The organism is Salinibacter sp., from assembly GCF_036626415.1.
GTDB lineage: Bacteria > Bacteroidota > Rhodothermia > Rhodothermales > Salinibacteraceae > Salinibacter.
Genome location: NZ_JAZKRW010000016.1, coordinates 1 through 12,609, shown reverse-complemented (window position 1 = coordinate 12,609; position 12,609 = coordinate 1). Strand labels below are relative to the sequence as shown.

At 67.2% G+C, this 12,609-nt stretch carries 10 protein-coding genes; all 10 read left to right on the top strand.

All coding sequences use genetic code 11. The features are described from left to right. Positions 1 to 22: 22 nt before the first annotated feature. On the top strand, positions 23 to 1,420 hold the full coding sequence (locus tag V5A20_RS03555; RefSeq protein WP_332326728.1) for a TolC family protein: 1,398 nt from the start codon (positions 23 to 25) through the stop codon (positions 1,418 to 1,420). Between the two features lie 51 nt (positions 1,421 to 1,471). Further along, positions 1,472 to 2,557, top strand: coding sequence for an efflux RND transporter periplasmic adaptor subunit (locus V5A20_RS03550; RefSeq protein ID WP_332326727.1), 1,086 nt, complete (start codon positions 1,472 to 1,474; stop codon positions 2,555 to 2,557). A 51-nt stretch (positions 2,558 to 2,608) separates the two neighbouring features. After that, the gene (locus tag V5A20_RS03545; RefSeq protein ID WP_332326726.1) at positions 2,609 to 5,866 is read left to right on the top strand and encodes an efflux RND transporter permease subunit; all 3,258 of its coding nucleotides are present in this window, start codon (positions 2,609 to 2,611) and stop codon (positions 5,864 to 5,866) included. A 44-nt stretch (positions 5,867 to 5,910) separates the two neighbouring features. Beyond that, complete coding sequence (locus V5A20_RS03540; RefSeq protein ID WP_332315822.1) at positions 5,911 to 6,216, top strand: hypothetical protein; 306 nt, start codon at positions 5,911 to 5,913, stop codon at positions 6,214 to 6,216. Positions 6,217 to 6,261: 45 nt separating this feature from the next. Next, positions 6,262 to 6,510 (top strand): YgaP family membrane protein, encoded by a 249-nt coding sequence (locus V5A20_RS03535; protein ID WP_332315821.1) that lies wholly within the window; start codon positions 6,262 to 6,264, stop codon positions 6,508 to 6,510. Positions 6,511 to 6,635: 125 nt separating this feature from the next. Then, complete coding sequence (locus V5A20_RS03530; RefSeq protein WP_332326725.1) at positions 6,636 to 7,007, top strand: ArsR/SmtB family transcription factor; 372 nt, start codon at positions 6,636 to 6,638, stop codon at positions 7,005 to 7,007. Positions 7,008 to 7,088: 81 nt separating this feature from the next. After that, a complete protein-coding gene (locus V5A20_RS03525) occupies positions 7,089 to 7,322 on the top strand; it encodes a thioredoxin family protein (protein WP_332315819.1) in 234 nt (77 codons plus the stop codon). 59 nt (positions 7,323 to 7,381) lie between these two features. Then, positions 7,382 to 8,341: a permease gene (locus V5A20_RS03520; protein WP_332326724.1), complete on the top strand. Its 960-nt coding sequence runs from the start codon at positions 7,382 to 7,384 to the stop codon at positions 8,339 to 8,341. Between the two features lie 290 nt (positions 8,342 to 8,631). Next, positions 8,632 to 9,114, top strand: a complete 483-nt coding sequence (locus V5A20_RS03515; RefSeq protein WP_332315817.1) for a Dps family protein — start codon at positions 8,632 to 8,634, stop codon at positions 9,112 to 9,114. Between the two features lie 107 nt (positions 9,115 to 9,221). Further along, positions 9,222 to 12,401, top strand: a complete 3,180-nt coding sequence (locus V5A20_RS03510) for an efflux RND transporter permease subunit (protein ID WP_332326723.1) — start codon at positions 9,222 to 9,224, stop codon at positions 12,399 to 12,401. The last annotated feature ends 208 nt before the right edge of the window (positions 12,402 to 12,609 follow it).

The following is a 12,609-nucleotide window of genomic DNA, read 5'->3' as shown; positions in this document are numbered from 1 at the left end:
CTGATCATCGTTCCTCCCGTTCATGTTCTCCCTGCTTACGGCCCGCCCCTCTCCGTACCAGGCACGGTCCCTGCTCGTCGGCGCCCTCGCGCTCCTGCTCGCCGCGGCCTCTTCCGCGCCGGCGTTGGCCCAGGACCTAAGCCCCGACACCGCCCGCACCCTGCGCCTGTCGGTCGAGAACGCCCTGTCGGAGGCCCGCACGAAGAGCTTCCCGGTCCGCTCCGCCGATGCGCAGCGTCGGGCCGCGACCGCCCGGAAGCGCCAGTCGCTCGGCGTCTTCCTGCCCCAGGTCACGGCCCGCGAGCAGGGCCTCTTCACCACCGATCCTGTGAATGCCTTCGGGTCCAAGCTCCGGCAGGAGCGGTTTGCGGAGCGGGACCTGCGACTCAGCGCGCTAAATACGCCGGACCGGGTGGACCTCTACGGGACGCAACTGGAGGTGCAGCAGCCGATCCTGAACCTGGACGGCATCTTTGAGCGCCGCGCCGCCGCCGACGCGGCCCGCGCCGCCGGCTTCAAGGCCGAGCGCACCGAGGCGACGGTCGAGTTTCGGGTCAAGAAAGGGTACTATGGACTGCTGCTGGCCGAGCGACAGGTGGGCGTGATCGACTCGGCCCTCGCCGCGGCGCGGGCCAATCGCGATCAGGCCCAGGCGCTTTTCGACGAGGGCATCATCAACCAGGCGGACCGGCTGGCGGCGGAGGTGCGCGTGTCGGAGCTGGAGAGCCAGCGCAGCGAGGCGGTGGCCCGCCGCGACAACGCCGCCGATCAACTGCGCTTCCTGATCGGGCTCGACGAGAACGTCCGCATTGAGCCGACCGATTCGCTGACGCGCGAGTCCGTTACGGGGGGAACCGTATCGCTGCAGACCGTCAACCAGCGCCGCTCCGACATGCGGGCCCTGCGCGCCCGGGCCGACGCGGCACAGGAAAAAACGCGGGCCCGCTGGCTGGCCTTCGTCCCCACCCTCAACGCCCGCGGCACCGCGGGCTGGTACGACGACGCCCCCTTCGGCACCGGCGGACAGAGCTGGACGGCCGGCGTCTCGCTGTCGTGGAGCCTGTTCGAGGGCTTCCAGCAGATTGGGCGCGCCCAGGAGGCCGAGGCCCAGCAGCGACGCGCCGAGATTGCCCTGGAGCAGCGGGCCCTCGAGAACGAGGTCGAGCTGCAGTCGGCCCGCCGCGACCTCCGGGCGGCCCGCGAACGCATTGCGCAGGCCCAGACGGCCGTGGCCCAGGCGGAGGAGAGCCTGCGCATCCGGACGAACCGCTACGGGGAGGGCATGGCCCGGACCACGGACCTGCTCCAGGCCGAAGCCACCCTCGCCGAACGCCGCCTGGCATACCTCCGGGCCCTCTACCAGCACAACGTGACCGTCTACCGCCTCGAGCTGCTCACGGAGCAGTCGAGGACCCCGTAGCCGCCGCGCTCCCCCATTGCCGTGTCCCTGCTCACTGCCCCCTCGATTCCGATGCCAACTCGTCGTTCCCTTGCCGTTCCGCTCGTTCTGGCCCTCGTCGTTTCCGCCTGCGGGGGCGAGGCCCCTGCGCCCCCCGCCGACGAGATGGAGCCCGTGACCGTGGCAACGGCCACCGCCCGGGCCACCGACGCGGCCCAGGCGGGCCGGTACAGCGGCACCATCCAGGGCACGCGCCGCGTGCCGCTCTCCACCAAAATGATGGGCACCGTCACGCAGCTCGCAGTCGAGGAGGGCGACCGCGTGCGACAGGGCGAGACGCTCGCCCGCATCCGGAGCCAGAACGTAGAGGCCCAGCGGGCGCAGGTGCAGGCCCGCCTCCGCGAGGCCCGCGCCGCCCGCGACAACGCCGAAACCCAGTTCAACCGCATCGAGGCCCTGCGCGAAACGGACAGCGCCACCGAGCAGGAATTCGACAACGCGCAGACCGCCTACGAGCGAGCCCAGGCGCAGGTCGACGCCCTCGAAAGTCGCCTCGCGGAGACCGAGGACATGCTGTCCTACGCCACCCTGGAGGCCCCGCTCGACGGCTACGTGGTGGAGAAGCGTTCGGAGGAGGGCGCCCTGGCCGCCCCGGGCCAGCCCCTCCTCACGGTCGAGACGCTCGATGCCCTGAAGGCCGTGGTGCAGGTGCCCGCCGAGGACGTCAACCGCTTCAGCGTGGGCGACAGCGCGACCGTCGAGATCGGCGCGGCGAACGACGTGCGGCGGCGCGGCGTCGTCACCCAGGTGAACCCGTCCGGCGACGCCGTGAGTCGCCAGTTCACGGTGCAGGTGCGCCTGTCCCTGCCGGCGGGGGGCGAGGCCCCCTCCCCCATCAAGTCCGGCATGTACGCCGAGGTGGTGCACCGCACCGGCACCCGCTCGGCCCTCACGGTTCCCGAGGCCGCCCTCGTGGAGCGGGGCCAGCTCACCGGCCTCTACGCCGTGCAGGACGGCGAGGCCCAGCTCCGCTGGGTCCGCACCGGCCCGCAACACGGGCGCCGCGTGGAGGTGCGTTCGGGCCTCCGCCCCGGCGAGACGTACGTCGCCGACGCCACGCCCCGCATCGCGGACGGCCAGCCGGTGCGCACCGAGTAGCCCCTGCCCCTCCTCCCACCACGTGCTTCCCAATAGCCCTCACGTTCGCTCATGGCTTCCGCCTCCGGCATCGCGGGCCGCATCGCCCGCGGCTTCGTCAATAGCAAGCTCACCCCGTTGCTCATGGCCGCGTTCCTGGGCATCGGCCTGTACAGCGCGTGGATGACGCCCAAGGAAGAGGACCCCCAGATCGACGTTCCGATGGTCGACATCGCGGTGCGCTACCCCGGGGCCAGCCCACAGGAGGTGAAGAGCCGCGTCGCCGAACCGATCGAACGCCTGGCCTCCAATATCCAGGGGGTGGAGTACGTCTATTCGACCTCGATGCCGGGCCGGGCACTGGTGTCGGTGCGCTACTACGTGGGGGAGAACCCGGAGGCCAGCACCGTGAAGCTCTACGAGGAGCTGCTGAAGCACATGGATCAGATGCCGCCGGAGGCGAGCACGCCCCTCATCCAGAGCCGGGCGGTCGACGACGTGCCCGTCCTCACGCTCACGCTCCACAGTGACACCACAGGCGACTACGAGCTGCGCCGGATCGGCGAAGAGATGGCGGCCGACCTGAAGACGACCGACGGCGTGGCGGAGGTGGCGGTGCACGGGGGGCGTCCGCGACAGGTACGCGTGGCCCTCAAGCCCAATCAGCTGGCCGCCCACGGGCTCGACCCGCCCGCCGTTGCCAAGCAGCTCCGCGGCGCCAATCGGCAGGCCGACGCCGGCGCCTTCGACCGGAACGACGAGTCCTACCTCGTGGAGACCGGCAGCTTCCTCACGTCGGCGGAGGCGGTGGAAAACTTAGTCGTGGGCATGCACGAAGGAAGCCCCGTGTACCTGAAGCAGGTCGCGGAGGTGACCGACGGCCCCGCCGAGCCCGAACAATACGTGTCGTTCTCCTACGGGGCGGGCACGCCCCGGCCCGACAGCCTGGCGCGGGGCGGCGCCCGATCGGCCGTCACGGTGTCCGTCGCCAAGCGCAGCGGCCGCGACGCCATGACCATCGCCGAGCGGTCCCTCGACAAGCTGGAGACGCTGGAACAGACGCTCGTGCCGGGGGACGTGACCGTGAGCACGACGCGCAACTACGGCGAGACGGCCTCGGAGAAGACCAACGAGCTCATGCTCCACCTCCTCGCGGCCATCATCGCCGTGACGTTCGTCGTGAGCCTGGCCATGGGCTGGCGCGGGGGCCTCGTGGTGTTCCTGTCGGTGCCCATCAGCTTTGCGCTCACCCTCTTCGTCTACTACTTCTTCGGCTACACGCTGAACCGCATCACCCTCTTCGCGCTCATCTTCGTGACGGGGATCGTGGTGGACGACTCCATCATCGTGGCCGAAAACATCGAGCGCCACTTCAAGATGGGGCGCCTGCCGAAGCTGCAGTCCGCCCTCGCCGCGGTCGACGAGGTGGGCAACCCCACCATCCTCGCCACGCTGACGGTCATCGCGGCGGTCCTGCCGATGGCGTTCGTGTCCGGCCTCATGGGCCCGTACATGAGCCCGATGCCGATCGGCGCCTCGGTGGCCATGACGTTCTCCCTGGTGGTGGCGCTCGTGATCGCCCCCTACCTGGCCTTCCGGCTCATCCCCTCGCACGAGGACCGGACCGGGGAGGAAGGCGGGGGCGAAGGCGAGGCCTCCGACTCGGAGTACAAGCTCGAAGAGACCGCGACCTACCGCGCGTACGCCGCCACCATCGAGCCGCTGCTCGACAGCGCCTGGAAGCGGTGGCTCTTCATCGGCGGGACGGCCCTTCTGCTGCTCGGGTCCCTGTCCCTCTTCTACGTCCGGGCGGTGACGGTGAAGATGCTGCCGTTCGACGACAAGGACGAGTTTCAGGTCGTGGTGGACCTGCCGGAGGGCACGCCCCTGGAGCGCACGAACGCGGTGCTTCGAGAGATGGCCGCCGACCTCACCGACCGGCCCGTCGTGACCGACGTGCAGACGTACGCCGGGGACGCCGCCCCGGTCAACCTGAACGGCCTCGTGCGCCACTACGACCTGCGGTCGGCCCCGCACCAGGGCGACCTGCAGGTCAACCTGCGCGCGGCCCACCACCGCGACCGGCAGAGCCACGCCGTGGCAAAAGACCTGCGCGGCCCGCTCCAGACGATCGGGGAGAAGTACGACGCCGCCGTCAAGATCGCCGAGGTGCCGCCCGGCCCGCCGGTGCGTGCGACGCTCGTGGCCGAGATCTACGGCCCCGACACGGAGACCCAGCGGGCCCTGGCCGACAGCGTGCGCCAGGCCTTCGAGGCAACCGAGGGGGTGGTCGACGTGGACTGGCGGGTCGAGGCGGATCAGACGAAGTACACCTTCACGGTCGACAAGGAGAAGGCAATGCGGACCGGCGTGCCCACCGCCCACGTCACCCGCACCATGCAGATGGCGCTGGGCGGCCGGGACGTGACAACCCTCCACCAGCCAGACGAGCGCGATCCGGTGGGCGTGCAGGTCCGCCTCGGGGAGGAGCGGCGGACCGGCCTGGCCGACCTGAAGAACGTGCCGGTGCAGCCGCCGAATGGCCCCCCGATTCCGGTGTCCGGCCTCGTCACGGTCGAGGAGACCACACGCGACAAGCACATCGACCGCAAAAACCAGCAGCGCGTCATCTACGTGACCGGCGACGTGGCCGGGGCCATCGAGAGCCCGGTCTACGCCATGCTCGACATGCAGGAGCGCCTGAACAACATCGACGCGCCGCCCGGCTACTCCTTCGACCAGCTCTACACCGACCAGCCCGAGGCGCGCAGCAACTACGCCCTGAAGTGGGACGGCGAGTGGCGGATTACCTACAAGGTCTTCCGCGATCTGGGCATCGCCTTCGCCATCGTGCTGCTGCTGATCTATATCCTCATCGTGGGATGGTTTCAGGACCTGACCGTGCCCCTGGTCATGATGATCGCCATTCCGCTGTCGCTCATCGGCGTCGTGCTGGGGCACTGGCTTCTGGGCGCCTTCTTCACCGCCACCTCCATGATCGGCTTCATCGCCCTGGCCGGCATCATGGTGCGCAACGGGGTCTTACTGATCGACTTCGTCAACATTAGCCTCGACCAGGGCGCCTCGCTCCGACAGGCCGTCATCGAAGCCGGGGCCGTGCGAACGCGCCCCATCCTGCTGACGGCCGGCACGGTGGTCATCGGGGCGACGGTCATCCTGTTCGACCCCATTTTTCAGGGCCTGGCCATCTCGCTCATCGGGGGCGCCATCGCCTCGACGGCGCTCACGCTCCTGATCGTGCCGCTCGTCTACTACATGATCGAGCGGCGCCTGTCCGATTCGACGCTCACCGCGACCGACGACGCGTAGCCGACGGAACCTCCTCACGTTTTGCCCACCATCCCCGCAGCCCCATGAAACTCGTCGCCATCATGAGCCTCGATGCCTACCGGGACGACCTCCACGGCCTCCTCCGCGACCGAGAGATCGAGGTCTTCAGCGAGCTCGACATCGAGGGCTACCACCAGTCGTCGGCCGCCGGGACGGCCCCCGCCTGGTTCGGAGGGGGCGCCCCACCGACCGACTCGACGCTCACCTGGGCCTTCCTCGACGACACGCAGGCCGGCCACTTGCTTGACGCCATCGCGGACTTCAACGAGCGCCGCGACCCGGAGCGTCCCGTCCGGGCCTTCCAGATGAGCGTCGACCGGGCCGTCTAACCGCCGAGCTTCTCGCCGATTCTCTTTCCCTTCCCCCCCAAGGCCATGCCCTCCACTGCCCCTACCTCCACCGATGCGTCCGACCCGTCCGCGTCCGGCGTCTGCCGCGTGCCCTCCACCGAAGAAAAACTCGTCCGCGTGCTGGCCGGCACCGTGTCGCTCACCGGCCTCGGCCTCGGCTTCTTCGTCGGCCCCTGGTGGTACCTGCTCACGGTCTTCGCCGGGCTCAACGTGATCCAGAGCGCCTTCACCGGCTTCTGCCCGCCGGAAATCGTGTACCGCTGGTTCAATTGAGCCGTCTCCAGACCACGAGCCCGTTAAAGACGCATGAAGGATCCGTACCCGTGGATCATATATTTACAGATGTCTATACGAAGACCCAACGGATTAGAGATCACAAACGCTGCCGATTCACCGTCATGACTGAGTCGTCCCCGTCGTGCTCGTGTGCGACCGCCCCCGAAGACCGCCTTCCGGACTCGACGATTGAGAACCGGGTCGAGCAGCTCAAGGCGCTCGCGAGCCCAGTGCGGCTGCAAATGGTTGACCTCATCTACTACGGGGGCGGCGAGGTCTGCGTCTGCGAGCTCCAGGAGAACTTTGACCTGAGCCAGCCGACGATATCCCATCACCTGAAGGTGCTCCGCGAGGCCGGGCTCATCCAGAGCCGGCAGGAGGGGACCTTCGTATACCACCGGGTCGACGCCTCCGCGTTCACCGACCTATCCGCATTGATGGACCGACTGAGCACCATTCGGGAAGCCGACGAGGCCGCCCGGGCAGTGGCATAAGCGCTTCACCGGGGGACAGGTGGCCCCAGTCTTTTTTTAGCACATAACATTGACACTTTTCAATACATTCCTCTACCAACCGTGGATATCAAAGTGCTCGGCACCGGATGCTCGTCCTGCCAAACCCTCGAACGTCGCGTCCGCGAGGCGGTCGAGCAGACCGGCAGCGACGCGTCCGTCGAAAAAATCGAAGACATGCAGCAGATCATGCAGTACAACGTCATGAGCATGCCCGCGCTCGTCGTAAACGACGAAGTGCAGGTCGTTGGACAGACCCCGTCCGTAAACGAACTCGCCGATCTTCTGGGGGCCTGACGGAAGCGGAGTCCCTTCATTTTCGCGGCCCTTGATTTTCACACCTAGCCCAACCGTTCATGCTCGAGTCATTTGCCGACTGGCTGGTGTTCGGCCTCGCCGGACTGCCGTCTGAGGCCCACTGGGGGGACGCCGTGCACTTTTTCGTCTACGAGACGATGAAGATCGGCCTCCTCCTGGTTCTCGTCACGCACCTGATGGGGCTCATCAACGCCTACCTCCCGGTGCAGCGCGTGCGGGAGTGGATTGCGTCCGGCCGGCTTCGGGGGAGCGAGCACCTGGTGGCCTCGGGGTTCGGAGCGGTGACGCCGTTTTGCTCCTGCTCCTCGATTCCGCTCTTCATCGGCTTCCTGCAGGGGGGCATTCCCCTGGGGGTGACGCTCTCGTTCCTCATCACGTCCCCCCTGGTGAACGAGGTGGCCCTGGCCCTCTTCATCGGGCTCTTCGGGTGGCAGGTAACCCTCATTTACGCGGCAAGCGGCATCTTGCTGGGGACCGTGCTGGGCTGGGCACTGGGGAAGTTCCGGCTCGGCCGCTTTGTGGAAGACTGGGTCTGGGACATTGCCGAGGGGCAGGCCGAACAGGCTGAGAGCACCCAGAAGTCCCTGTGGGAGCGACTCCCGTCGGTGTCGCGCGAGGCGATGGGCATTGTGACCGACATCGCCCCGTACGTGCTGGCGGGCCTCGCCATCGGGGCCGGCATTCACGGCTACGTCCCCACCGGCTTCTTCGAGCAGTACCTATCAGGCGGCAACCCGCTGGCCGTGCCGCTGTCGGTGGTTCTCGCGGTGCCGATGTACGCCAACGCGTCTGGCATCCTCCCGGTGGTGCAGGCCCTCGTGGCGAAGGGAGTGCCGCTGGGAACGGCCATCGCCTTCATGATGGCGGTGGTCGGGCTCTCCCTTCCGGAGGCCATGATGCTGAAGAAGGCCATGCAGACGCGCCTCCTGGCGACATTTTTCGGAGCCGTCGGCGTGTCAATTATTGGCCTCGGTTACCTCTTCAATCTGGTTCTCTGAGTACCAGAGACGGAGAGATTGGAGACGGAGAGAAGAGCCCCCCAGCCAGACCAGACGGCAGCGCCCTTGACCGTCGCGACGCTCTTTCTCTCCCCCTTTTGGCTTCACATGCGAACCCGAGATGCCCACGGAGGTACCTCCTACTCTTTCAGAAACACATGTAAATACATGTTCGTACCTATTGATCCAGCACAAAGAGACCCGTGGAGGTCTCCGCACAGCGCCTGAAGAGCGCCCGGGTCGTCTGCGGTCCAGTTCGCGCTATTTCTCCAAACCCAATGGTTTTCCCCATGACGTCTTCCACCCCCAGTACCGATGCTCCCTCCATGACGACTGAAGCCGACGTCACGACCGGTCTGAACCGGCTTCTGGCTGATGCAACGGTGTTCTACCAGAAGGTGCGGCACTACCACTGGAATGTGACCGGCCCGCACTTCTTCGTGCTCCACGAGCAGTTCGAAGACCTGTACACGGCCTGGAGCGACGTCATCGATGAGATCGCCGAGCAGGTGCGCAGTCGGGGCGACCGGCCTGTGCATACTCTCGCCGACGTTCTGGACCTGGCGTCGCTCGACGAAGACCCGAGCACCCCGCCCGCCGACGACATGGTGCACACGGTTGTCACGGATCTCTTCGCCCTCGACGAGGAGGTGCAGGCCCTGATTGACCGGGCCGAGGCCGACGACCCTCGAACTGCCGCAATGCTCGAAGACCTCCGCGACCAGATTGAGGAGGACCGCTGGATGCTCCAGGCGTGGCTTCGAGACTTGTAGGATGGGATTCCCCAAGACAGCGGCTCCCGCCTTCCCTGTCTTGCCCCCGAGAGCCTTCCTGCTCGGAGGCCGTGTTGTGTTCTTTTCCCGTGTAGCTTCCGTCCTTCATGGACCGAATCATTGACTGGTTTGCCCGCAACGGCGTCGCGGCTAATTTGCTCATGGCGCTGCTGCTCCTGGGGGGCGGGCTGGCGGCCACGACGATCGTGCAGGAAAACTTTCCGGAGTTTAGCCTCGACGCCGTGGAGGTGCGGGTGCGCTACCCCGGGGCGTCGCCGGAGGACGTGGAGGACGCGATCATCCGGCGCATCGAGGATCGGGTGGAGGCCGTCGAGGGCATCGACCGCATCCTGGCGACGGCGGCGGAGAACGTGGGTGTGGTGACCGTGGAGCTGTACCGCGGGACGAACCTGGATCGGGCGCGCACCGACATCAAGTCGGAGGTGGACCGAATTACGTCCTTCCCCGACGAGGCTGAAGAGCCGGTCGTCACGGAGGTCACCAACCGCGAGCAGGTGCTTCAGGTGGCCCTGCACGGCGACGCCCCGCTCCGGGTCCTGCGGGAGGCGACCCAGCAGGCCGAGGACGCCCTCGCCCTCACGCCGGAGGTCTCGTACGTCCGGATGGACGGGGTGCCCGACGAGGAGCTCTCCATCGAGGTCTCACGCAACGCCCTCCGCGCACACGGGCTGACCTTGGGCGAGATGAGCCGACGGGTGCGCGAGGGAAGCCTCGACCTGCCCGGCGGGAGCATCGAGACGACCGGTGAGGAGATCACCATCCGCACCGAAGGACAGAACTACACGAAGAAAGAATTTGAAAACATCGTCCTGCTGAGCCGATCGGACGGCACGAACGTGCGCCTCGGAGACGTGGCGACGGTGGTGGACGGATTTGATCAGAACTCGGACCTCATCACCCGCTTCGACGGCAAGCCGGCGGTGCTGCTCAACGTGTTTCGCACCGGCGACGAGCAGGCCCTAAGCGTGGAGGAAACGGTCAAGAGCTACCTCGATGCCGAGCTCCGCCCCTCGCTCCCCCCCGGCATCGAGGCCACCATCTGGCGCAACAGTGCCGACAACCTGCGCACCCGGCTCGACATCATGATCGAGAACGGGCTTCTGGGGCTGGTGCTGGTGCTTCTGGTACTCGGGCTCTTCCTGACCCCCCGCAAGGCGTTCTGGACCGCCTCGGGGATTTTTCTCTCGTTTCTGGGGGCGCTTATCCTCATGGAGCTGCTGGACGTCTCCATCAACATGCTGTCGGTCTTCGGCTTTATCATCGCGATGGGAATTGCCGTGGACGACGCCATCGTGGTGGTGGAGAACGTCTACACGGAACAGGATCGGCATGGCGAGCCGCTCGCGGCGGCGATCCGCGGCACCCAGCGGGTGGCGACGCCGGTTGTGTTTGCCGTCCTCACCACCATGGCTGCCTTTTCACCCCTCCTGTTTGTGGGCGGCACCATCGGAAAATTCTTAGGCGACGTGCCGACGGTCGTCATTTTCATCCTGGCCATGTCGGTGCTGGAGGTCCTGTTCATCCTGCCGGCTCACCTGTCCCACAGCTCAGGATCGGAGGCGCCCACGACGTGGATCGGAACGGTCCTGGGCCGCGTGCGGACCTGGATTGGGGATCGGCTTAGCGCCTTCATTGAGGGGCCGCTGGAACGGGCCCTCACGTTTGTCACGCGCCACTACGGGGTTGCGATCTCCGGGGGCCTGGCACTGCTGATCATCACATTCGGCCTCCTGGCAAACGGGTACATCAAGAACGAATTCTTCCCGAGCATTCCGGGCAACGTGGTCACGGCGCAGCTGGAGATGCCCCCCGGCACCAACGCAGCAGCCACCGAACGCATGGCCCGGCGGCTGCGAGCGCAGGGCTTGGAGGCTCTCCGCGACCTGGAGGCCCAGTCCGGCGAGCGCCTTCTCCAGACCACTTACACCACCGTCGGGCGCCAGCCCGTCGCCTCGGGCGGACGCACGCAGGCCGGGTTTACGGCGCAGCGGCCGAACGTGGCGGAGGTGAGCCTCGAGATGGTCGACGCGGAAGAGCGGACGGTGCCTTCTCCCCGGCTGGAGGACCGCTGGCGCCGTGCGGTGGGGCCCCCCGGTGGAATCCAGTCACTCGCCTTTACCAGCAGTGCCGGCGGGCCGGGCGGCGATCCCGTGTCCGTCAAGCTCTTTGCCCCGACGGTTGAGCAGATGACGCGGGCCGCCGCGGTCGTCCAGGACAGCCTTCACCGCTACGGGGGCGTCCTGGACGTGACGAGCGACTGGGAGGAGAAGCGCGAACTGGAGCTTCGCCTCAAGCCGGCGGCCCGGTCACTGGGGCTCACATTAGACGACCTGGCCCGCCAGACACGCGCGGCCTTCTTCGGGATCGAGTCGTATCGGCTGCAGCGAGGGCAGGACGAGGTGCGCGTCTACGTGCGCCTCTCGGGCGACCAGCGCAACGCGGTGGAGGACCTCCACGAGTACCGAATTCGGACGCCGCAGGGAGACGCGGTGCCGCTCGACGAAGTGGCCACGGTGTCGCTCGGCACCAGCCCCACGCAAATCCAGCGGCAGGATGGGCGCCGCGTCGTCACGGTGAGCGCCGACGTGAACGCGGCCCTCACCACCGGGGGCGAGGCCTCCGCGCAGCTTGAGCAGGGCGCCCTTTCGGCCCTGCAGGCCCGGATGCCCCAGCTCGAATACCAGTTTGGCGGCCAGCAGCGGGAGCAGCGCAAGGCCCAGGGGTCGCTCCAGATTGGGTTCCTCCTGGCCCTGTTCGCGATTTACGGGCTTTTGGCCATCCCCTTCCGGTCATACGTGCAGCCGCTGATCATCATGGCCACCATCCCCTTCGCGTGGATCGGCGCCCTGCTGGGCCACTTCGTGCTCGGCTACAACCTCATCGTGCCGAGCATCTTCGGCATCGTCGGGCTCAGCGGCGTGATTGTAAACGACGCGCTTGTGATGCTCGACTTTGCCAACGAAGAGCGGGACAAGGGCGCCTCGTGGCGGGACGCGCTCATCCACGCCGGGCAGGTGCGGTTCCGTCCCATTCTGCTGACATCGCTGACGACCTTCTTCGGGCTCGCCCCCTTCATTCTGGAGCGGAGCGTGGAGGCCCAGTTCCTGGTCCCAATGGCCATCAGCCTCGGCGCGGGCATTCTGCTCGGCACCGCCATTCTGATGCTCCTCGTGCCGGCCCTCGCGATGCTCCAGCACGACGCGACACAGTGGGTCACGTCGTCCTTCTCGGGGCGCTCCTCCGGCTCCGCCGGCGCGTCTGAATAGGAGCGTGCCGGCCCTTTCCTCACTCGATGTCCCAATGACATTCCTGTAGTATTCTTCATGACGGGGTTTCGGTTGTCCATTTTCGGTCTCACGCTGGGCGTGCTCGCGCTGGCAGGCTGCTCGATGACCCCGAAGATGTCCAGCCCAGACGCCGAGCAGGACCTTCCGGGTCGGTTCGAGGCCGCCCCCGGCGACACGACCCTGCCCG

Excerpts from the sequence above, each read along its gene's own strand:
- V5A20_RS03555 (WP_332326728.1), top strand. The coding sequence starts at position 23 with ATGTTCTCCCTGCTTACGGCCCGCCCCTCTCCGTACCAGGCACGGTCC.
- V5A20_RS03550 (WP_332326727.1), top strand. The coding sequence starts at position 1,472 with ATGCCAACTCGTCGTTCCCTTGCCGTTCCGCTCGTTCTGGCCCTCGTC.
- V5A20_RS03545 (WP_332326726.1), top strand. The coding sequence starts at position 2,609 with ATGGCTTCCGCCTCCGGCATCGCGGGCCGCATCGCCCGCGGCTTCGTC.
- V5A20_RS03540 (WP_332315822.1), top strand. The coding sequence starts at position 5,911 with ATGAAACTCGTCGCCATCATGAGCCTCGATGCCTACCGGGACGACCTC.
- V5A20_RS03535 (WP_332315821.1), top strand. The coding sequence starts at position 6,262 with ATGCCCTCCACTGCCCCTACCTCCACCGATGCGTCCGACCCGTCCGCG.
- V5A20_RS03530 (WP_332326725.1), top strand. The coding sequence starts at position 6,636 with ATGACTGAGTCGTCCCCGTCGTGCTCGTGTGCGACCGCCCCCGAAGAC.
- V5A20_RS03520 (WP_332326724.1), top strand. The coding sequence starts at position 7,382 with ATGCTCGAGTCATTTGCCGACTGGCTGGTGTTCGGCCTCGCCGGACTG.
- V5A20_RS03515 (WP_332315817.1), top strand. The coding sequence starts at position 8,632 with ATGACGTCTTCCACCCCCAGTACCGATGCTCCCTCCATGACGACTGAA.
- V5A20_RS03510 (WP_332326723.1), top strand. The coding sequence starts at position 9,222 with ATGGACCGAATCATTGACTGGTTTGCCCGCAACGGCGTCGCGGCTAAT.